Raw genomic sequence first — 19700 nt, 5'->3', positions numbered from 1 at the left:
CCCGGGGTTATATGACAGAGATCAGGCAGGCGCAACGCGAACCGGACGTCTCGCAACGCGGCATTGTCATTCAGGGCCCGGCGCTACTCAGGACGATGCCCGCCCTTTTTCGATCTGGCCCTTTTTCGATCTGAAAGAAGAATTCATGGCGAGCGTAACCCGGGACGATATTGCAGCGGCACTTTCCACCGTCCTGGACGAGGACAGCGGAAAGGATGTGGTGAGCGCGGGGCTCATACAAGGGCTGGTGGTGCGCGAGGGCCATATCGGTTTTTCACTCGAAGTCGACCCTGCAAAGGGTGCCGCGAAGGAGCCGTTGCGCAAGGCCTGCGAAGAAGCCGTAAAGCGCGTGGCAGGCGTGCTGAGCGTAACCGCCGTTTTGACCGCACATCGCGGCACCCCTTCTCCCTCCGCGGCGAAGGGACATTCACATGCGCACACGCATGGCCCCGCAGAAGGGAACAAGCCGCAGCGCGCACCGCAAGGCGCGATGCAGATTCCCGGCGTGAAGGCGATCATTGCGGTTGCAAGCGGCAAGGGCGGCGTCGGCAAATCGACGGTGGCGGTGAACCTCGCGCTTGCGCTCTCGAAGCTCGGGCGGCGCGTCGGGCTTCTCGACGCGGATATTTACGGCCCCTCCGTTCCCCGCATGATGGGCCTGACCGGCAAGCCCGAAAGCAAGGACGGCAAGAAACTTCTGCCGAAGGAAAAATACGGGATCAAGACGATGTCCATCGGCTATCTCGTGGATGAGGACACGCCAATGATCTGGCGCGGGCCGATGGTGCAATCCGCCCTGACCCAGATGATGAATGATGTCGAATGGGGCGAACTCGATGTGCTTGTGGTCGACATGCCGCCGGGCACGGGCGATGCGCAGCTCACCATGGCGCAGCGTGTGCCGCTCGCGGGCGCCATCGTCGTCTCGACGCCGCAGGAGATCGCACTGATCGATGCGCGCAAGGGCTTTGCCATGTTCGACAAGACACATGTGCCCGTCTTCGGCATTGTCGAGAACATGGCTTATTTCGTTAGCCCCGGCTCAGGCGAGAAATCCTACATCTTCGGTGAAGGCGGCGCGCGGCGCATGGCGGAGAAGCTCGGCTGCGATTTCCTCGGCGAAGTACCGTTGCATATGACGATCCGCGAGAAGTCGGATAGTGGCGAACCCGTCGTCGCCACAGCGCCCGACAGCGATGAGGCAAAACCCTTCATCGATATTGCGCGGCGCGTCGGCAGGCATCTTGACCGGGCGCTCGGCGGCGGCGCGAGAAAAGCGCCTTCCATTTCCGTCGAGGACTGATCCCCTACCTTTCAACGTGATGTCTCAACACGCGGCTTTGACTCCCTGATTTTAGTTTGATATCAATATTATATTCAGGAAACAGGTAAAGGAGATGCGCGATGGCCTATATTGACGGTTTCCTGCTGGCAGTCCCGACCGCCAGCAAGGAGATTTATCGCAAATATGCGCTGGCGGGCTGGCCGCTCTTTACCGATTTCGGCACCCTGCGCCTTGCCGAATGCTGGGGCGACGATGTGCCGGACGGCAAGGTGACCGATTTCAAACACGCCGTGCAGGCGAAAGCGGACGAGACCGTACTCTTCTCCTGGCTTGAATTCCCCTCGAAGGACGTTCGCGTCGCCTGCCATCAGAGTGTGACCGGCGATCCGCGCTTCGAGGAGATGGGCGAGATGCCCTTTGACGGCAAGCGCATGATCTATGGAGGCTTCACGACATTCGTGGAGAAAGGAACCGGCGGACAGATGGGTCACGCGGACTGCTATGTGCTCGCCGTGCCCCAAGCCAACAAGGAGGCTTATCGCGAAATGGCGACGTCAGCCGCGGACGTCTTTCTCGACCATGGCGCGACACGCGTGATCGAGGCATGGGAAGACGACGTGCCCGACGGCAAGGTGACGGACTTCCGCCGCGCCGTGAAAATCAAGGAAGGCGAAGCTGTGGTCTTCTCATGGGTCGAATGGCCATCGAAGGAGGCCCGCGAAAAGGCATGGCCGAAGCTCATGGAAGACGAGCGCATGAAATACGATCCGCAGAACATGCCCTTCGACGGCCAGCGCATGATCTATGGCACATTCTCGCCAATCGTCGACGAGAGTACCGAAGCGGGCACGTCAAAGCGCGACGTGGCCTGACCCTCCCCCCCCTTAACTCAAACGGCCGGCCCCGAGGGGCCGGCCGTCTTCTTTTCCTGCGAGGAAATCGGTCTTCAGCGGCCGGCGACCAGCGTCGCCGTTTCGGTGGAGCCATCCGGTGCGGCCAGCTCCCAGGTGTCGCCGACCTCACGCGCTTCAGCCGGCACACAATAGGGCTCTTCACCACCGAGGAAGCAGGCGGTGTCGCCGTCGACCTCATATTTGCCCTCGGCCGTGGTGCCATCCGGCAGCTTCTGCGAATAGCTTCCGTCTTCGTCGATAAAGACGAGACGTTCGCCCGCAGTGCCGGAAACCTTCACCGTATTGCCGTAGAAGTTCGAGAAGGGATCGGCCATAGCCGCCCCTGTAAACGCAATCAACGCAACGAGTACACTTACAATGAGACGCATCGTATCCTCCCTGTTGTTCGATGCCGTGTACCCCAAAAGGCCGCGCATGGTTGCACAGCCTCTCTCACAGAAAAAGGCACGTTCCGCATCCGGAACGTGCCCTTCTCTAAGTTCGCTGTTTCGCTTTACTTGTTCAGGAAGTTGAGCGGCAAACCGGCGACCGGCCATTCCATAGAGACGAGACGCCCGCTCGACGACAGCGTGATATAGGCCGTCTTCAGATCCTTGCCGCCGAAACAGATGTTGGTCGTGATGAAATCATCCGTGGGCGTATGGGTGATCCTGGAACCATCCGGGGAGAAAACCGTGATACCCGGATTGAAGATCGTCGCGACACAGATATTGCCTTCCGAGTCGACCGCAAGACTGTCGAAAAAGCAAAGCTGCGGCCCCGAACCGACAAAGCGGCCCGGCAGCGGCCCCGGATTGGGCGCAAGCTCGCCGGGCGCCGTCACGTCGAAAGCCCAGAGACGGCCGGGGATCGTATCCGCGACATAGACTGTCTTTTCGTCGGGCGAGAGGCCAACGCCATTCGGCGAGGTGATCGGGAAAACCACTTCCTTGATCATCGAGCCATCGATCTTCGCATAATAGAGTCCGCCGCGATCCTGCGTACGCCCGCGTCCCTTGCCAAGATCAGTGAACCAGAAACCGCCCTGACTGTCGAAGACGATGTCGTTTGGCCCGTTGAGCGGAATGCCGTTGCACTCCTTGTAGAGCACCTTGAACTCGCCGGTCTTGAGATCGACGCGCTCGATGCGCCCGCCGGAATAATCCGCGGGGGCATCGCCGGGAACGAGCGCACCATCGACTTCATGGAACTCGAAGCCGCCATCGTTGCAGACATAACAGGCACCATCGGGGCCGATAGCAGCACCGTTCGGGCCGCCGCCAAGTTCCGCAATCACCTCGACCTTGCCCTCCGCCGACACGCGCGTCAGCGTACCGCGCGCGATCTCGACGAGAACGATGCTGCCGTCCGGCATCGCGATCGGCCCTTCGGGAAATTTCAACCCGTCGGCAACCAGTTTCATTTCGGCCATTCTTTCCTCCCTGTTTTATTCGTTGTTCTTGTTGGTCTTATCTTGTCAACGCTGGCGCGCCGCCGCAACGGCGCCGGCGAGATAGGCTGCCGCCTTCTCCGCAGCCTCAATGCCCGTGACATGCGCGCCCTGAACAGTCGAGAACCAGTCCGCCGACACGGCCTCGCCCGCAAGGAAGAAACGCTCGCTGACGGGTTCCGCCAGCACGGCGCGGCTTTTCGCATGACCGGGACGCGCGCAGGAATAAGCGCCCAGCATGTGCGGGTCTGTCGTCCATGACGTAGCGGCAGTGCACTCAAGTTCCTTGAATATGTCCGCGCCGAACATGTCGCCCAAGGCCTCGCGCGCAAAGGCGGTCATCTCGGCCTCACCTGCCCTGTCGAGATTCTCCGCAAGGTCGCCTCCGAGATAGGCAATCGCAAGATTTGCCGAGAAGGGGCGCACCTGAAAGGAACAGGCCGGACGCCCCGGATTGCGCTCATCCATGAAGTTCACATAGCTGGTGTCAGGCAGGCCGAAAACATCGCGGCGAAAGTGGAACGCAACCTTGTTTGCGTGCCCCGTCGGCACCCCTTCCAGCGCCGACATGAGCCGCGCGGGAAGTTCCGGTGTGAAACGGATCGCCCCCGATGCGAGCACATTGGTCGAGACGGTGACGATGAGGCTGCGCGCACGAACGGTACCGCGCGGCGTTTCGAGCAGAATATTCGCGCCGCTCGTATCGATCTCGGAAACGGGCGTCGAAAGCTCGGCCGGCAAAGCAGCATAGCGCGCGGCAATGAGCCCGCCATAGCCGCGCTCAAGCGGCCAGTTCGCCTCCGTGTCGCGATAGGCCGCGAGATCTGCGGTTGATATTTCCGACGGCGGCATCCCGGAAATCGCGGCAAAGATATGATGCACCATGCGCGCCCAGCGCGATCCCTTGTCCATCACATCGAGCGCGGCAATATCCTGTCCCGTCGCACCGGCCTCGACGGCATTCTCGACTGCCGCCTCGAACTCGCCGCGATAAGCCTCCCAGTCCGCCGATGAACCCCAGCCGGCGCCGAGATGAAAGTGACCGTCGAAAGGCCGCGGCCGTGCGAGATAAGGGTGACCGAGTTCGTCGGCGATGCGCGTCAGCGGATTGATATCCGCCGAATGAAGCCAATGCGCACCGCGGTCCCATGCAACGCCGAATGTTGCGGTATCGGTATGCGTGCGTCCGCCGATGCGGTCCTTCGCTTCAAGAAGATAGCAGGACAGACCGAGTTCATAGGCCCGCGACGCAGCAGCAAGCCCGGCGGCACCGGCACCCACCACAACCACGTCGACGACACGGCTCATTTCAGGCGCTCGGCATGAAACGCAAGATGATCGCCGATGAAACTCTGAATGAAATAATAGGAGTGATCGTAACCCTCCTGCCGGCGAAGCGTCAGCTTCTGTCGATGCATGGCGCAGGCTTCTTCGAAGAGCTCAGGCTTCAACTGACCTTCGAGAAACTGATCGGCAAGCCCCTGATCGACAAGGATGTCGTCGAAATGACCGACCGCGCCGCCGCTTGCCATCAGCGCGGAAGCATCATGCGCACCCCAGGCCGAGCGGTCATCGCCGAGATAGGCTGTGAACGCCTGTTCGCCCCACGCGCAGCGTGCCGGCGAGACGATGGGGGCGAAGGCAGAGACCGAGCGATAATGGTTCGGGTATTTGAGCGCGAGCGTAAGCGCGCCATGTCCGCCCATCGAATGACCTGTGATGCTCTGGCGCGACGCATCGACATTGAAATTGTCACGCACCACCGCGGGCAGATCGCGCGTCACATAGGTTTCCATGCAGAAATGCGGTGCCCAGGGCTTCTCCGTCGCATCGATATAGAAGCCGGCGCCCTGTCCAAGATCATAGGCCTCGTCATCTGCGACGCCTTCACCGCGCGGGCTTGTATCTGGCGCGACAATGGCAAGGCCGAGCCTGGCGGCATAGCCGTAAGCGCCCGCCTTGGTCGTGAAGTTTTCTTCCGTACAGGTGAGCCCGGCAAGAAAGGTGACGGCCGGAAAAGGCCCCTTCCCTTCCGGGATGAAGACGGAAAAGCGCATCGGCGTAGCCGTCGCGGCCGCCTGATGACGGCAGATGCTGAGCGTGCCGCCGAAACAGCGATGCGAGGAGAGAACTTCTACTGTCATCAGTAAACGACCACCGAGCGGATCGACTTGCCCTCATGCATGAGATCGAAGCCCTTGTTGATGTCTTCGAGCGGCATGGTGTGCGTGATGAGGTCGTCGATGTTGATCTTGCCGTCCATGTACCAGTCGACGATCTTGGGCACATCGGTGCGACCGCGCGCGCCGCCAAAGGCCGTGCCTTTCCAGACGCGCCCCGTGACAAGCTGGAAGGGCCGCGTCGCGATTTCCTGCCCCGCCCCCGCGACACCGATGATGATGCTCTCGCCCCAGCCGCGATGGCAGCATTCGAGCGCCTGCCGCATCGTGTTCACATTGCCGATGCATTCAAAGCTGTAGTCCGCGCCGCCACCCGTGAGTTCGACGATATGACCGACCACATCGCCCTTGATCTCTTTCGGGTTCACGAAATGTGTCATGCCGAACTGGCGGGCGAGCCCTTCGCGCGCGGGATTGAGATCGACACCGACGATCTTGTCCGCGCCCGCGATACGCGCGCCCTGAATCACATTGAGGCCGATACCGCCAAGGCCGAAGACGACGACATTCGCGCCCGGTTCCACGCCCGCCGTGAAGATCACCGCGCCAACGCCCGTCGTCACGCCACAGCCGATGTAGCAGATCTTGTCGAAAGGAGCGTCCTTGCGAACCTTGGCAAGCGCAATTTCCGGCAGCACGGTGTAATTCGCGAAAGTGGAACACCCCATGTAATGCAACACCGGCTTGCCCTTCCAGGAGAAGCGGCTGGTGCCATCCGGCATGACACCCTTGCCCTGCGTTGAACGAATGGAGGTGCACAGATTGGTCTTGTGGCTCGTGCAGCTTTTGCACTCGCGGCATTCCGGTGTGTAGAGCGGGATCACATGGTCGCCGACGGCAAGCGACTTCACGCCCGGACCGACCTCGACCACCACGCCCGCGCCTTCATGGCCGAGGATCGCCGGGAAAGCCCCTTCCGGGTCTTCGCCCGAAAGCGTGAACGCATCGGTGTGGCAGATGCCGGTCGCCTTGACCTCGATCAGCACCTCGCCTTCCTTCGGGCCTTCGAGCTGAACCGTTTCGATTTCGAGAGGTTTGCCCGCCTCGAAGGCTACTGCCGCACGCACATCCATCTGCCGTCTCCATTGCCGCATATTCAAAGCCGAGGCGCGCATTGTGGGGCGGCAGGCCGCGAAACTCAATCGCAGGTATGCGGCAGGCAGAAAATGAGTTCAGCGCCGTTCCAGCAATACGAAGGAGTAAGGTGCGCTGTCCTTCTCGCCTGCTTCATGCCGCTCCCGCGAAACCTCGACCCAGCGTGCGGCGTCGAAGGCCGGAAAGCTCACATCGCCTTCCGGCTCGGCATGAACTTCCGTGATGTAGAGCCGCGTCGCGTGATCGAACGTCTCCGCGAAAAGCTGCGCGCCGCCAATGACCGCAATTTCATCAACATCGCATTGGCCCGCAAGTTCGCGACCCCGCACAAGCGCCGCCTCGGCGGAGGTTACGACTTCGGCACCCTCCGCACGATAGGCTGCGTCGCGCGTCACCACGATGTTGGGCCGCCCGGGCAAAGGTTTGCGCGGCAGCGACTCCCAAGTCTTGCGCCCCATGATGACAGGTTTTCCCATCGTGACGCGCTTGAAAAAGGCCATATCGCCGGAGAGACGCCACGGCAGACCATTATCCCGCCCGATGACGCCGTTATCCGCAATAGCGACGACGAAGGAAACATGGAGCGTCATAGGAAAACCCTGCCGGCTTTAAGTTCGGAGATGATGACGGGCGCGCGCAAGCTTTCAGGATCGAGCGGGCGCAGGCTGACCAGAATGATGAACATGGAGAAGGCCGCGAGAAAGAGCACAACCATCACGAGCGCGAAAAGCAGGAGACGGCGGCGCAGCCTCATCACACGCCCCCGTCAGACCGCAACGGGCGCCGGGATATGCGGATGCGCCTCATAGCCTTCGAGTTTGAAATCGTCGAAGGTGAAGTCGAAAAGGCTCTTCACATCCGGGTTGATGTGCATGACAGGCAAGGGCTTGGGATCGCGCGCGAGCTGCTTGTCGGCTTGTTCCAGATGATTGAGATAGAGATGCGCATCACCAAAGGTATGGATGAACTCGCCTGCTTCGAGCCCGGTCACCTGCGCCACCATCATGGTGAGGAGCGCATAGGAGGCGATGTTGAACGGGACGCCAAGGAAGATATCTGCGGAGCGCTGGTAGAGCTGACAGGAAAGTTTGCCGTCCGCCACATAGAACTGGAACAGGCAGTGGCAGGGCGGCAGCGCCATCTTGTCGACATCGGCAACATTCCACGCCGAAACAATGAGACGGCGCGAATCCGGGTTCGACTTTATCTGATCGAGAAGATTTTTGATCTGGTCGATCTTTTCGCCATCGGGTGTGGGCCAGGAGCGCCACTGATGACCGTAGACGGGACCAAGCTCGCCATTCTCATCCGCCCAGTCATCCCAGATGCTGACGCCGTTTGCTTTCAGGTAACGGGTATTCGTGTCGCCGGAAAGAAACCATAGCAGTTCGTGAACAATGGATTTGAGGTGCAGCTTCTTCGTGGTGACGAGCGGAAAGCCCGCAGCCAGATCGAAGCGCATCTGATGGCCGAAAATGCTGCGTGTGCCCGTCCCCGTGCGGTCGGTCTTCGTCACGCCCGTGTCGCGCACAAGGCGCATGAGGTCGAGATATTGCTGCATTGGCCTATCCTGAGATTCGCTTTGCTCAGTCTAGCGCGATGGCCCCCCGCCCCGCCACCTCGGCGGAACGGGCGAAATGCCTTATCCACACAGCCAGACGGGCTTTAAGCGGCCATACTGGCCAGAGCCCGCCCATCGGGACAGAATACGGTCGAAAATCTGGGAGGAGAGCCATACATGAAACGCGTCATTGCAGGCGTTGCTATCGCCATTCTGCTGCTTGTGGCACTGGGTTTCGTTCTGCTGCCCGGTATTCTGGAGAGCAACATCAACCGCGTGGCGGAGCATGAGCCATACGAAGTGTCCGAAGCCGCGCAAGCGCTGCATGACCGCCTTATGGTGGTGGACCTTCATGCCGACACGCTGCTCTGGGCGCGCGATCCGCTGGAGCGCGGCAGCCGCGGTCACGTCGATGTACCGCGGCTGGCCGAAGGCAACGTGACGCTGCAGGTATTCTCCGCCGTCACCAAGGTGCCCTACGACCAGCAATATACCGGCACGAGCGGCAACAGCGACATCATCACATTGCTCTCGGTGGTTCAGCGCTGGCCGGCCCGCACCCGGGGCAGCCTTCTCGAACGCGCACTCTTTCAGGCGGAGAGATTGAAGGATGCGGAGGCGCGCGCCCCGGAAAAGCTGATGATCGTGCGCAGCGCCACCGATCTCGAGCGGCTGATCGAACGCCGAAATGGCGGCTCTTATCCGGTGGGCGGTCTTCTTGCCATCGAGGGCGCGCATCCCCTGGAAGGAAAGCTCGAAAACATCGAGCGTCTCCGCGATGCAGGCTACAGGATGATGGGCGTCACCCACTTCTTCGACAATGAGCTCAGCGGTTCGCTGCACGGGCTCTCGGGCGAAGGGCTGACGGCATTTGGCCGCGAGGCGATTCGCGAAATGGAGCGCCTCGGTATCGTCATCGACCTCGCACATGCCTCGCCCGCAGCGGTCCGCGATACGCTCGACATTGCCACACGGCCTGTCGTTGTCTCTCATACCGGTATCCACGGTGCCTGCGACAGCCCGCGCAACATCGAAGATGACTTGATGAAGCAGATCGCGGATGCGGGCGGCCTTGTCGGCATTGGCTATTGGAAGGGCGCTGCCTGCGGCACTTCACCCGCCGACATTGTGAAGTCGATCCGCTACGCGATCGACTTTCTCGGCGTCGATCATGTCGCGCTCGGCTCCGACTACGACGGTGCCGTGCCCGTCGCTTTCGACACATCCGAACTCGCCGCGCTGACGGCGGAGATGCAAAGGACGAAATTCACGGAAGAAGAAATCGCGAAGGTGATGGGAGGCAATGCCATCCGCTTCTTTCGCGAAAACCTGAACGAAAGTTAAAGGTCAGGCGGTGCGCGGCAAATAGCGATACCGCCCTGTTATCGGATGGCGCGCCAGCATGTCGGCATATTCAACGCCATTGCCGAAATTATGGATGACGAGCGGACGCCGCGTTCCCGGTGCCGGCCTGTCGGAGACGAGGGAAATGTGAGGTAATTCGCCCGCGATCATCTGCGTAACGAGGTCACCGGGCTTGAGGGCTTCTGCCGCGGCGAGCGCCGCACCACACCGGGTAAAGAAGATCATCAGGTTGAGCACGCGCCGGTGATCGATATTCGCGTCCGGCTCGGCAAGCCCCCATTTAGCAGGATAGGCCGGGAAATCCTTCGCCATGTCCTCATGCACCAGACGCTGAAGGTCCACGTGAAGCGCCTCGCGATAGGCACGAACCACCACATCCGTGCAGACCCCGCGCTCGGGCTCTATGTCCCCGCCCGGATAGCCGATCTTGCGGTAGGCGCCATCATAGATGGTTGTCACGCCTATTTGTGCATGCGCGGCATTGACGAGCAGGGATGCAGGCCTTGAAGGCGCCAGAAGGTGTTCTGGCCGCAAAAGCGGCAAGGCGGCAACCCCAAACAGAACCTGTCTGCGCGATATCACTGCATCATCCCCGGAAGAGCTGATTTTGAGGTTTAAAACCGAAGGATTGCAACTATATTACAAGTGTCGGCGATCTCGTCGACTATGGCGATAAACGGGCTGTGCAATAAGCCATTCGGACCCGGGGGCAGTACCCGGCGCCTCCACCATTTTCCCCTGTCGCGGCAGGGAACCTGGGGGCGAAACAGGATCGACGAGGGTGTAAAGACAGTCTTTTTGCCCGGCATGGTTCCGCCGTCATCGGGCCGTTTTATAGTTGCCAACGACAACTATGCTGAGGCACGTCTCGCTGCGTAAGCAGTGCGACAACCTCGATCTAAGCCCTTGCCCTTAGCCGGGTAAGGCGGGGTTCGGAGGCACCTGGCAACAGAAGCCTCCACTTTTCACCTTTCTTGCCGTTTTGCCCGGACTACGGCCAAAAGACCGGTGTCTCTCGCCACATTGTTGAAAATCTCCCCCTTAAAAAGACACGTTCACGGCTTGCTTGTCTGGATTTCGCAGCCAAACGCTGATTGAATCATTACGGGTGAAGCGACTCGCCACCGACGGAGCAAGAAGTGACCGAAGACCTGATGCGATACGACATGCTGGCGCAGGATGCACTGCGAGGCGTCGTGCGTCGCGCGCTGAGGGTTGCGCGCGACGAAGGTCTGCCCGGCGAACACCATTTCTATATTTCGTTCCGCTCGACCGCGCCCGGTGTCGAACTCTCCGAGAAACTGCGCTCGCAGTATCCCGAAGAAATGACAATCGTGCTTCAGCATCAGTTCTGGAACCTTGAGGTCAGCGAGGAACGCTTTTCGGTCGACCTCACCTTCAACAAGGTGCCCGAACACCTCGTCATTCCCTTCGCCGCCGTACAGGGTTTCTTCGACCCCAGCGTACAGTTCGGCCTTCAGTTCCAGATCGAGGGTATGGGCGACGAGACGGTCGAAACGCCTGCGACGGAGCCCTCGGCCCCCGAAGAACCCGCTGCCGATACGGCAGGCGAGGTCGTGAGCCTCGACGCTTTCCGCCGGAAATAGGCGGCAGGCCCCTGCGCCTTGGCGCGCCAATCTCCACATGCTAAATCAGCGCCCATCGACTTTCTCCGCCGGCCCCACGGCGGCACGCCTTGCTGGAGCGCCTGACCTGACATGACCAAAACAACCAAAACCCGCACCGAAACCGACACATTCGGCCCCATCGAAGTGGCCGCCGACAGGTATTGGGGTGCACAGGCGGAGCGCAGTCTCGGCAACTTCAAGATCGGCTGGGAAAAACAGCCCCTCCCCGTCGTGCGCGCGCTCGGCATTGTGAAACGTGCCGCCGCCGAAGCGAATATGGAACTTGGCCGCCTCGACCCGAAAATCGGCAAAGCCATCATCGACGCCGCTCAGGAAGTCATCGAAGGCAAGCTTGATGACCATTTCCCGCTTGTCGTCTGGCAGACGGGCTCTGGCACCCAGTCGAACATGAACGCGAACGAAGTGATCTCGAACCGCGCCATCGAAATGCTCGGCGGCGAAATGGGCTCGAAGAAGCCGGTCCATCCGAACGATCACTGCAACATGAGCCAGTCGTCGAACGACACCTTTCCCACTGCCATGCATGTCGCTTGCGCGGAGGAAATCCACCACCGCCTGATTCCTGCCCTGCAGAAGCTGCGCAACGCGCTGAACGACAAGGCGCAGGCCTGGAACCACATCATCAAGATCGGCCGTACACATACACAGGACGCAACGCCGCTGACGCTCGGCCAGGAATTCTCCGGCTACACGGCACAGATCGAGAACGGCATTGCCCGCATCGAACAGACGCTGCCGAAGCTGATGGAGCTGGCGCAAGGCGGCACCGCCGTCGGCACAGGGCTCAATGCGCCGGTGGGATTTGCGGAAAAGGTGGCCGAACAGATCGCCGCTATCACGAAGCTCCCCTTCAAGACCGCGCCGAACAAATTCGAGGCGCTTGCCGCGCACGATGCAATGGTCTTCAGTCATGGCGCGATCAACACGGTCGCGGCCTCGCTCTTCAAGATCGCGAACGACATCCGCTTCCTCGGCTCCGGCCCGCGCTCCGGCCTTGGTGAACTTTCCCTGCCGGAAAATGAACCCGGCTCGTCGATCATGCCGGGCAAGGTGAACCCCACGCAGTGCGAAGCGATGACGCAGGTCTGCGCGCAGATTTTCGGCAATCACGCGACACTCACCTTCGCCGACAGCCAGGGCCATTTCGAACTCAACGTCTATAACCCGGTCATGGCCTACAATTTCCTGCAGTCGGTACGACTGATGGCGGATGCAGCGATAAGCTTCACCGATAATTGCGTCACCGGCATCGAGCCGCGCGAAGACAACATCAAGGCGGCGCTCGAACGTTCGCTGATGCTCGTTACCGCGCTTGCCCCGAAGATCGGTTACGATAATGCGGCGAAGATCGCGAAGACGGCGCACAAGAACGGCACCACGCTCCGCGAGGAAGCCGTCGGTGGCGGCTATGTGACGGATGAGGAATTCGACGCGGTTGTCCGGCCCGAAAAGATGATCGCGCCGGAATAACACCGGAGGCAAGAATGGACGGCGAAAAGAGCGCGGGCGAAATCAAACGCTCGGTGACCATCGCCGGTCATCGTACTTCTATCTCGCTGGAACGGCCCTTCTGGGACACGCTCAAGGAGCTTGCCTGTACAGAAGAGACGTCGGTGAACGAACTCGTTCGACGCATCGACATGGGCCGCGGCGGGAATGGCAGCCTCTCATCGGCAATTCGCGTCTATGTGCTGGAAGCTGTAAAAAAGCGCGGGCCTGCGGCTTGCGATACGCAGAACTGATCGCTCAGTTCGCAGCCGAAGGCCGGGGCATGGGGGTGGCAGGCTGACTGGTGCCATTCGACACCGGCAACTCCATCAGGTCGCGCAGCTCGTCCGGCACATCGGCGCCCGTCTCTTCCAGATCACGCGAAAGAATGCGCTTCGCCACGAAGTCTTGAAGCGCGATCATGTTCGTCTCGACTTTCATGCTGCCTGCCTGTCCGCGCGCAACAACGTCGAACGCGGGCGCACCTTCCGGTTGCACGGGCATAACCGTCATTTCGGCTTGCGAGGCGAGACGAGGCAGGTCGTAGGTGGCGGTTACCTTCGCTGCACCACCTTCAAGCCCGATCGCGTCATCCTCGAACCGCAGCACGCCGTCTTTCATTTCAAAATCGCCGCCAACATCGCTCGCCGCCGTCTCGCCCTGCCAAAGCGTGCCGGAGACGAGCGACGGGAAAGCCTCAATGGACGTGATCCCGGAAAGCCTTTCGCCGAACGCCTCAAGATCGAAGGGCCGCATCGTGGCATCCGCGACATCGAATTTGCCGACACCGCTCACCGACGAGACGAGCGCGAGCCAGCTTCGGCCTTGCCCTTGCAGTTGCGCATTGAAAGCGAGCCGTCCGCTCCCCGGCGAAGCGCCGAAAGCCTGCGAAAAAGCCTGACCGAGGCTCGCCTCTTCCACAAGAAGCGTGAGGCCGATGCCCGGCTCGCCGCTGCCGCCCTCTATACGCACACCGGCGGAGAGACGGCCATCCGCGAAATTACCCGAGAAAGGAGACGCGGTGAGAACCCCATGCGAAACGGCGATATGGCTCGTGACGTTGGAGGCGCCCAGCTGCCCAAGCGTCAACCTTTCGGTTTTCAGCTCCGTGTCGGCATCGAAAGCCGCGAGCGGCGACCAATCGAGTCCGCGCGCCGGCCAGCGGCCCTCCCCTTCATCAGGCACCGTGACGAGCGATGTAAGGTCGATGGCATTGCTCTCGAATTTGCCGGTGAGTTGCGGAAGTTTATCGCCATCACCCGCATGCCATTGCGCATCGCCCGAAAGGCGGAAACTTCCCGCCACGCTCTCGAATCCGTCAAGTTTGAGACTGTCCTTGTCCCAGACCACTGCGGAGGAGAAAACAAAGCCGGGTCCGCTCGCCTGATCGCCGATCCAGTTGGCGAGCGCGTCGGGAGCGCCGAATGCGCCCAGCGCATGGATGACGCCGGAGGCCGCAATCTCCGCCCTGCCTTCGAACTTCAAGGCTTCAAAAGGATCGTCGACATTGCCTCGTGCCGTCAGTGTCGTCCCGTTGACGTTCACACGGAAATTCGTCTCGTAGCTTCCTGTCGTGCCGCTGAGCTGCACGGAAACCATGCCGGACCCTTCCAGTCCTTCGCGCGGCGAAAGCCCCAACTGCTCCAACAGCACCCGGCCTTCTTCGTTCACGGCATTGCCGATAATCTCCAGCCGGTCGACACCGTCATTGCCTTCGTGCATACGCTTCACCACGCCGTCGACGCGGCTTCCACGAACAGACCCCTTGAGCGTCAGCGTATCGACACGGGACATGCTGTCATCCGCTTCACCGGACGAGCCCGTCACCACGACATCGACCGGCCCCTCGACATTCGGCACCTCAATGCCGCCCACGCCGAGCAAGCCGCCAAAACGCTGCGCCTTGATAGTGCCTGTGAAGGTGCCCCGCACATCGTCGCGCTTGCCCGTGGTGACGCCGGTCAGTTCGCCGGCAAAGGAAAGCTGCGCACCAGCTGCATCGCCAGCCTCAAGCCGGGAAACGGTAAGCTTGCCTGCTTCAAGCAGAAGATCGGTTTCCACATCGCCATAGATCTGGCCGTAAAGGCCAAACTTCTCAGCCGTCATCTCCAGGGCAATGTCATGCGCATCAAAAAAACCGGGAAGGTCGCTGCCGCCCGGAAAGAGCGCAAGCAACGGGTCGAAACTGAAGTCGGCAACATCGAGGTTTGCGCCGATCCGTGACCTGCTGTCGCTGTCTTGCCAGGTGAGGTTACCCTGCAATTGCGGTTGCTCGAGTACATGCGCATAGGCAGCGCGAATGTCGGAGAAATCATACTCGCCCGGCGCAAGACGAAGCGAGGCCTGCGCAGAAAGAGGAAAGCTGCGCGTCGCCGAGGAGCTTTCCTCCCGCTCGGCTCCTTCCGCATCGGCGATCCAGTTTTTCAGTCCCTGCAAGTTGGCGCTTTCGAGCTTCGCCATGCCGTCGAAGCGAAGCCCGTCTTCTGCGGCCGTGAACTCGCCATTCGCGTTGATCTTCGTCGGACCGCCAAGCGTTGCGCTCGCCGCGGCTACGGTGAGCACACCCCCGGAAAGCGACAAGTCAAGTTTGGCATCTCGAATGATGGCGCCGCGCATGCCAAGCACGGCTGTCTCGATAGCCGCATCCCCTTCAAGGGTCGCAGGCAGGGGCAGCGTCAGAAGACGGTCGAGAAGCGAAACACCCTCTATCTCTTGCGAGGCATCGAGCCGGTCGAGCAACGGGTCGATCGTGAAGCTGTCCGAGGCAAGCGCAGCAGAGAAGACCGGCGTCCTGTCCCATCTTATTTCCGCCGTGCCGCCCAGCGTCGTTCCCGCCATCTCGATTGCGAGATTTCGCAGCGTGGTCTGCCGCGCATCGATCACCATGCCGGCATTGGCCTTGATCGGCGCGCTCCCGCTGTCTTTTTCCTCGTCCCGGCTGAACTCGATACGCGCATTGCCGTCGAGGCGGGCGGCGAGAGAGAACTCGGTGGCAACACCGGAGAAGAGAAATGTGAGCGCCCTGTCCTGCACATCCACTTCAGTGGTGACACGAAAGGCTTTCTGGCCGCCGAAGCTGCCGAGCCCGAGACGGATCGCCACAGGCACCCCCTCGACCTTCGCCTTAAGCTCCGAGCGAAGCGGACCGAGAAGCGATGTTGCGACGACATCACCCGCCACCTCTTCCGCTTTCCAGCTGCGGCCATTCAAACGGTTGCGGTAATTGATCGTGCCATCGACAAAGCTCGCTTTTTCGAGGCTGATCGAAGCAAGCGAGAACATGCCCTCTTCCGGCATGCGCGCGGCAATTTCAAGTCCACGCCAGTTCCCCGAACCGTCCGGCAGCACTTCGAGATTAAACTCCGGCTCGATAATACGGACTCTGGTGATCTCTATGTCGCCGCTCAGAAGCGGGGCGAGCGCAACCTCGCCATCGATTTCGGCAAAAGTCGCAAAGTTGAGATTCGAGGGAAGTGAATCTGCATTCGGATTGTGCCCAATCTTGATCTTGCCGAGCGTGAAATGCGGTTCGGGCAGAATACGAAAACGGATATCGCCATCGATGCTGACCGGGCGCCCTGCAGCTTCGCTGGCCTGCGCCTCGATTTCATCGCGAAACTGATTCCAGTCGACAAGGCTGGGCCCGATCAGGGCCGCAAAAAGCAGAAGGACAAGCAGCCCGGCAATATAGGTCAGTATCGAGTTCAACAGTCTCTCCAACTCGGCAAGGCGGGACGCAGGGACGGCACACCTCCATCCCCGTTTCCTGCGATCCACCTTTGGCCTAATCTCGCACGAAAGCGAGGGCGGCGAGCCACCGACGGCACATGGCAGGCAAGGTATGGATTCGGATCGCGGAAATATAGTGAATTTCACCTCATTCCGGAAAACACGGCGTGAGGAAGAAAAGCGCACGGCGAAAAAGCGGAAAGACGATCTGGCGGCCGCCAACAGGGTTAAATTCGGCCGGACCGGCGCGGAGAAGAAACGCACGAAGCTCGAAGATGATCGCCGGCGCCGCGAGCTCGAAGGCAAGGAGCTGGACGCACGAAAGGACGAACCGTCACGCGACCCGAACCCGGACTGAGCTTTCCGCTCTGCTCACCGGTTTTGCAGCGCAGCTGTCCCGTTTCCGCGTGAAAGGGAGGGCCATGCGCACACTCCCGCTCCTGCCCCGCTCCGGCTTTGACCCTATAACAATTTGATTCATATAGGATTTTTTCCTTATCAAGTGCTCGGTTGACGGCTCTCAAGATCGCCCCTATAAATAACTGACCAGTCAGTTTTTTATTTTCAGAGAGACCGCGAGCGAATGCCAGCCCCCGCCAGCGACCAGAAATTCCAGCGGCGCAAGGAAGAAAGGCCCTCCGAAATCATGGCGGCAGGGCTGAAGATTTTCGCCGAGAAGGGATTTGCGGCAACGAAGCTCGAAGAGGTCGCGGAGGCCGCAGGGGTCAGCAAGGCGACGATCTATCTCTATTTCGACAGCAAGACGGATCTCTTCACCGCGATTGCGCGCGATATCGCAACGCCGCGCCTCGACGACATCGAGAAACTACTCGATGCCTATGAAGGCTCGAGCGCCGATCTGCTCGACTTCGTGATGGCAAAGCTCAAGGACATCACCACAGGAACCGCGCTCCCCTCTCTCGCAAAAATCATTCTCGCTGAATCCGCGAACTTCCCCGAGATCCGTGAATTCTATCGCGACCACATCGTCCTGCGCGGCACCGCCAATCTGTCGCGCGTTATCGAACGAGGCATCGAGCGCGGCGAGTTCCGAAACTGCAACGTAAACGCGGCTGTGCAGGAAATCATCTTCCCCATTCTCATGAACACACTTGCGAGAAATACATTCGGCGAACTTCCGCTTTTCGATCCCGACGGTTTCTTCACCGCCCACGCGGAATTCGTCGCGCGCGGCCTTGCAGCTGACAGGGAGGCCTGAGCGATGCGCCTCCATTCCCTCCTGTTCGTCTGCGGGGCCGCGCTTCTGCTTACCGCCTGTGACGAACGTCCCAAAGACACCTGGCAAGGCTATGCGGAAGGTGACTATGTGCGCGTGGCACCGATCGACGGCGGCATCATCGAAGAAATTGCCGTGAAACGCGGCGACCTTGTGAAGAGCGGCGACCTTCTCTTCAAACTCGAAACGACATCGGAAGAAGCAAATCTCGAAAGCGCCGAGGCAGGCCTGACCGAAGCCAAGGCAACATTGCGCGAAGCGGAACTCGAATATCAGCGCAAGGTCAAACTGCGCGAACAGCGCAACGTCGCACAAGCCGAAGTCGATACGGCCCATGCACGGCGGGACCGTGCGGGCGCCGCCGTTCTCACCGCCGCCTCTGCAATCACGCAGGCGAAATGGCGCCTCGCCCGCCGCGAAGGCCGCGCCCCGGCGGACGCCATTGTCCAGGATGTCATGTTCCGTGAAGGCGAATTCACCAGCCCCAATCAGCCCGTGGTCTCGCTGCTGCCGCCGCAAAACATCAAGGTACGCTTCTTTGTGCCCGAAGCGGAGCTCGGCGACATCGAGGAAGGCGGCAAGGTGCTGCTTACCTGCAGCGGATGCCCGCAAAACCTGTCCGGCACGATTCGTTTCCTGTCCACGGAAGTGGAGTTCACGCCCCCCGTGATCTACAGCGATCAATCGAAGGAAAAGCTCGTCTACATGGCGGAAGCGACGCCGGACGAAACACCCCGGGCCTTGCATCCCGGCCAGCCCGTCACCGTGTCCCTCCGCCTGCAACAAGACGAGTAAAACTCGTATGAGCCAGACCCATCACGCCGAACCGCCAGCCGACGCACCACTCATCATCAATGTCAGTGGCCTGACAAAAAGCTTCGGCTCAACGAAAATCGTGGACGGCATCGACATGCAGGTATCGGAAGGCGAGATCTACGGCTTTCTCGGGCCGAATGGCAGCGGCAAGACGACAACAATCCGCATGCTCTGCGGACTGCTGACACCGGATGCTGGCACCGGCACTTGCCTCGGTCACGACATCATTTCCGAAAGCGCACTTATCAAGCTGAAAGTCGGCTACATGACGCAGCGCTTCAGCCTCTATGAAGACCTTTCCATTCGCGAAAACCTGGCCTTCGTTGCCTCGATTTACGGGCTGAAAAAGCCGAGAGAGGCGGTGCGCGAAACGCTCGAAAAACTGGGGCTCGAAACGCGTGCAAACCAGCTCGCAGGCTCACTTTCCGGCGGCTGGAAACAGCGCCTCGCGCTCGCTGCGGCCATCATGCACGAGCCGAAACTTCTGCTTCTCGATGAGCCGACGGCGGGCGTCGATCCGAAAGCGCGGCGCGAATTCTGGGACGAGATACATCAGCTCGCAGATAACGGCCTTACCGTTCTCGTCAGCACACATTACATGGATGAGGCCGAACGCTGCCACAAGATCTGTTACCTCGCCTATGGCAAGCTGCTCGCACGCGGCACAGTGAATGACGTCATTCGCCAGTCGGGTCTCGTCACCTGGCTTGTCAGCGGCAACTCGCAACGGCAGATCAATCGCCTCGCGCGTGAACTGACAGCCCGCAGCGGTGTCGAAATGGTGGCGCCCTTCGGCGCGACGCTTCATGTGAGTGGCGCGAACGACAATGCCCTGGACGCTGCGGTGGCACCCTGGCGCAACGAAGCGGGCCTTAGCTGGAAGAAGGTGGAGCCGACACTCGAAGACGTCTTCATCCACATGATGCAATCGGCTTCAGACAATTTCGGGTGA

General features: G+C 60.5%; 20 protein-coding genes and 1 other RNA gene. 11 read left to right on the top strand and 10 right to left on the bottom strand.

Annotated features, from left to right (window positions below; translation table 11 throughout):
- Positions 1 to 145: 145 nt before the first annotated feature.
- Both apbC and ABJO61_RS15320 read left to right on the top strand, forming a co-directional pair.
- Positions 146 to 1303 carry an iron-sulfur cluster carrier protein ApbC gene (gene apbC / locus ABJO61_RS15325; RefSeq protein WP_348322932.1) on the top strand — a complete coding sequence of 386 codons (1158 nt, stop codon included), beginning with the start codon at positions 146 to 148 and terminating at the stop codon, positions 1301 to 1303.
- A gap of 101 nt (positions 1304 to 1404) precedes the next feature.
- Positions 1405 to 2157 (top strand): DUF1428 domain-containing protein, encoded by a 753-nt coding sequence (locus ABJO61_RS15320; protein WP_348322931.1) that lies wholly within the window; start codon positions 1405 to 1407, stop codon positions 2155 to 2157.
- A gap of 74 nt (positions 2158 to 2231) precedes the next feature.
- Here the strand turns inward: ABJO61_RS15320 and ABJO61_RS15315 are convergent, their stop codons facing one another.
- The 8 genes from ABJO61_RS15315 to ABJO61_RS15280 form a co-directional block, all read right to left on the bottom strand.
- Complete coding sequence (locus ABJO61_RS15315; RefSeq protein WP_348330758.1) at positions 2232 to 2567, bottom strand: hypothetical protein; 336 nt, start codon at positions 2565 to 2567, stop codon at positions 2232 to 2234.
- Between the two features lie 125 nt (positions 2568 to 2692).
- Positions 2693 to 3610, bottom strand: a complete 918-nt coding sequence (locus ABJO61_RS15310; protein ID WP_348326104.1) for an SMP-30/gluconolactonase/LRE family protein — start codon at positions 3608 to 3610, stop codon at positions 2693 to 2695.
- 45 nt (positions 3611 to 3655) lie between these two features.
- Complete coding sequence (locus ABJO61_RS15305) at positions 3656 to 4936, bottom strand: NAD(P)/FAD-dependent oxidoreductase (protein WP_348326106.1); 1281 nt, start codon at positions 4934 to 4936, stop codon at positions 3656 to 3658.
- Positions 4933 to 5772, bottom strand: a complete 840-nt coding sequence (gene fghA, locus ABJO61_RS15300) for an S-formylglutathione hydrolase (RefSeq protein ID WP_348326108.1) — start codon at positions 5770 to 5772, stop codon at positions 4933 to 4935. The genes ABJO61_RS15305 and fghA overlap by 4 nt, the downstream gene beginning before the upstream one ends.
- Entirely contained in the window at positions 5772 to 6881 is a 1110-nt protein-coding gene (locus tag ABJO61_RS15295) for an S-(hydroxymethyl)glutathione dehydrogenase/class III alcohol dehydrogenase (RefSeq protein WP_348326110.1), read from the bottom strand. Before ABJO61_RS15295 ends, fghA begins: the two co-directional genes overlap by 1 nt.
- A 99-nt stretch (positions 6882 to 6980) precedes the next feature.
- A complete protein-coding gene (locus ABJO61_RS15290) occupies positions 6981 to 7493 on the bottom strand; it encodes a dihydrofolate reductase (protein ID WP_348326112.1) in 513 nt (170 codons plus the stop codon).
- The gene (locus tag ABJO61_RS15285; RefSeq protein ID WP_348326114.1) at positions 7490 to 7657 is read right to left on the bottom strand and encodes a hypothetical protein; all 168 of its coding nucleotides are present in this window, start codon (positions 7655 to 7657) and stop codon (positions 7490 to 7492) included. Before ABJO61_RS15285 ends, ABJO61_RS15290 begins: the two co-directional genes overlap by 4 nt.
- Before the next feature lie 12 nt (positions 7658 to 7669).
- Positions 7670 to 8464 (bottom strand): thymidylate synthase, encoded by a 795-nt coding sequence (locus ABJO61_RS15280; protein ID WP_348326116.1) that lies wholly within the window; start codon positions 8462 to 8464, stop codon positions 7670 to 7672.
- A 177-nt stretch (positions 8465 to 8641) separates the two neighbouring features.
- Between ABJO61_RS15280 and ABJO61_RS15275 the strand changes: the two genes are divergently transcribed.
- A complete protein-coding gene (locus ABJO61_RS15275) occupies positions 8642 to 9808 on the top strand; it encodes a dipeptidase (protein ID WP_348326117.1) in 1167 nt (388 codons plus the stop codon).
- A 3-nt stretch (positions 9809 to 9811) separates the two neighbouring features.
- On the opposite strand, the gene ABJO61_RS15270 is transcribed toward ABJO61_RS15275, so the two are convergent.
- Entirely contained in the window at positions 9812 to 10411 is a 600-nt protein-coding gene (locus ABJO61_RS15270; protein ID WP_348326119.1) for a DUF1287 domain-containing protein, read from the bottom strand.
- Between the two features lie 27 nt (positions 10412 to 10438).
- Between ABJO61_RS15270 and ssrA the strand changes: the two genes are divergently transcribed.
- From ssrA to ABJO61_RS15250, 4 genes are all read left to right on the top strand, one after another.
- Positions 10439 to 10792: a transfer-messenger RNA gene (gene ssrA, locus ABJO61_RS15265) on the top strand.
- Between the two features lie 176 nt (positions 10793 to 10968).
- On the top strand, positions 10969 to 11436 hold the full coding sequence (locus tag ABJO61_RS15260) for a ClpXP protease specificity-enhancing factor SspB (protein ID WP_348326121.1): 468 nt from the start codon (positions 10969 to 10971) through the stop codon (positions 11434 to 11436).
- A 111-nt stretch (positions 11437 to 11547) separates the two neighbouring features.
- Positions 11548 to 12948, top strand: coding sequence for a class II fumarate hydratase (fumC, locus tag ABJO61_RS15255; RefSeq protein WP_348326123.1), 1401 nt, complete (start codon positions 11548 to 11550; stop codon positions 12946 to 12948).
- A gap of 14 nt (positions 12949 to 12962) precedes the next feature.
- Positions 12963 to 13220 carry a ribbon-helix-helix domain-containing protein gene (locus ABJO61_RS15250; protein WP_348326125.1) on the top strand — a complete coding sequence of 86 codons (258 nt, stop codon included), beginning with the start codon at positions 12963 to 12965 and terminating at the stop codon, positions 13218 to 13220.
- Between the two features lie 4 nt (positions 13221 to 13224).
- Here ABJO61_RS15250 and ABJO61_RS15245 read toward each other — a convergent pair whose 3' ends face one another.
- Entirely contained in the window at positions 13225 to 16674 is a 3450-nt protein-coding gene (locus ABJO61_RS15245; RefSeq protein ID WP_348326127.1) for an AsmA family protein, read from the bottom strand.
- A 157-nt stretch (positions 16675 to 16831) separates the two neighbouring features.
- Between ABJO61_RS15245 and ABJO61_RS15240 the strand changes: the two genes are divergently transcribed.
- From ABJO61_RS15240 to ABJO61_RS15225, 4 genes are all read left to right on the top strand, one after another.
- Positions 16832 to 17053, top strand: a complete 222-nt coding sequence (locus tag ABJO61_RS15240) for a DUF4169 family protein (RefSeq protein ID WP_348326129.1) — start codon at positions 16832 to 16834, stop codon at positions 17051 to 17053.
- Positions 17054 to 17278: 225 nt separating this feature from the next.
- Positions 17279 to 17914 carry a TetR/AcrR family transcriptional regulator gene (locus tag ABJO61_RS15235; RefSeq protein WP_348326131.1) on the top strand — a complete coding sequence of 212 codons (636 nt, stop codon included), beginning with the start codon at positions 17279 to 17281 and terminating at the stop codon, positions 17912 to 17914.
- 3 nt (positions 17915 to 17917) lie between these two features.
- Positions 17918 to 18727, top strand: coding sequence for an efflux RND transporter periplasmic adaptor subunit (locus ABJO61_RS15230; RefSeq protein WP_348326132.1), 810 nt, complete (start codon positions 17918 to 17920; stop codon positions 18725 to 18727).
- A gap of 7 nt (positions 18728 to 18734) precedes the next feature.
- The gene (locus ABJO61_RS15225) at positions 18735 to 19700 is read left to right on the top strand and encodes an ABC transporter ATP-binding protein (RefSeq protein ID WP_348326134.1); all 966 of its coding nucleotides are present in this window, start codon (positions 18735 to 18737) and stop codon (positions 19698 to 19700) included.

The organism is Parvibaculum sp., assembly GCF_039973015.1.
Lineage (GTDB): Bacteria > Pseudomonadota > Alphaproteobacteria > Parvibaculales > Parvibaculaceae > Parvibaculum.
The sequence above is the reverse complement of the archived record's forward strand: the minus strand, read 5'-3'. Positions and strand labels throughout refer to the sequence as shown.

What these genes read in the sequence shown, in the direction of transcription:
- ABJO61_RS15315 (WP_348330758.1), bottom strand. Translation starts at nt 2,567, where the DNA reads ATGCGTCTCATTGTAAGTGTACTCGTTGCGTTGATTGCGTTTACAGGG.
- ABJO61_RS15320 (WP_348322931.1), top strand. Translation starts at nt 1,405, where the DNA reads ATGGCCTATATTGACGGTTTCCTGCTGGCAGTCCCGACCGCCAGCAAG.
- ABJO61_RS15225 (WP_348326134.1), top strand. Translation starts at nt 18,735, where the DNA reads ATGAGCCAGACCCATCACGCCGAACCGCCAGCCGACGCACCACTCATC.
- ABJO61_RS15250 (WP_348326125.1), top strand. Translation starts at nt 12,963, where the DNA reads ATGGACGGCGAAAAGAGCGCGGGCGAAATCAAACGCTCGGTGACCATC.
- fumC (WP_348326123.1), top strand. Translation starts at nt 11,548, where the DNA reads ATGACCAAAACAACCAAAACCCGCACCGAAACCGACACATTCGGCCCC.
- ABJO61_RS15305 (WP_348326106.1), bottom strand. Translation starts at nt 4,936, where the DNA reads ATGAGCCGTGTCGTCGACGTGGTTGTGGTGGGTGCCGGTGCCGCCGGG.
- apbC (WP_348322932.1), top strand. Translation starts at nt 146, where the DNA reads ATGGCGAGCGTAACCCGGGACGATATTGCAGCGGCACTTTCCACCGTC.
- ABJO61_RS15285 (WP_348326114.1), bottom strand. Translation starts at nt 7,657, where the DNA reads ATGAGGCTGCGCCGCCGTCTCCTGCTTTTCGCGCTCGTGATGGTTGTG.
- ABJO61_RS15230 (WP_348326132.1), top strand. Translation starts at nt 17,918, where the DNA reads ATGCGCCTCCATTCCCTCCTGTTCGTCTGCGGGGCCGCGCTTCTGCTT.
- ABJO61_RS15295 (WP_348326110.1), bottom strand. Translation starts at nt 6,881, where the DNA reads ATGGATGTGCGTGCGGCAGTAGCCTTCGAGGCGGGCAAACCTCTCGAA.
- ABJO61_RS15310 (WP_348326104.1), bottom strand. Translation starts at nt 3,610, where the DNA reads ATGGCCGAAATGAAACTGGTTGCCGACGGGTTGAAATTTCCCGAAGGG.
- ABJO61_RS15280 (WP_348326116.1), bottom strand. Translation starts at nt 8,464, where the DNA reads ATGCAGCAATATCTCGACCTCATGCGCCTTGTGCGCGACACGGGCGTG.
- ABJO61_RS15235 (WP_348326131.1), top strand. Translation starts at nt 17,279, where the DNA reads ATGCCAGCCCCCGCCAGCGACCAGAAATTCCAGCGGCGCAAGGAAGAA.
- fghA (WP_348326108.1), bottom strand. Translation starts at nt 5,772, where the DNA reads ATGACAGTAGAAGTTCTCTCCTCGCATCGCTGTTTCGGCGGCACGCTC.
- ABJO61_RS15290 (WP_348326112.1), bottom strand. Translation starts at nt 7,493, where the DNA reads ATGACGCTCCATGTTTCCTTCGTCGTCGCTATTGCGGATAACGGCGTC.
- ABJO61_RS15275 (WP_348326117.1), top strand. Translation starts at nt 8,642, where the DNA reads ATGAAACGCGTCATTGCAGGCGTTGCTATCGCCATTCTGCTGCTTGTG.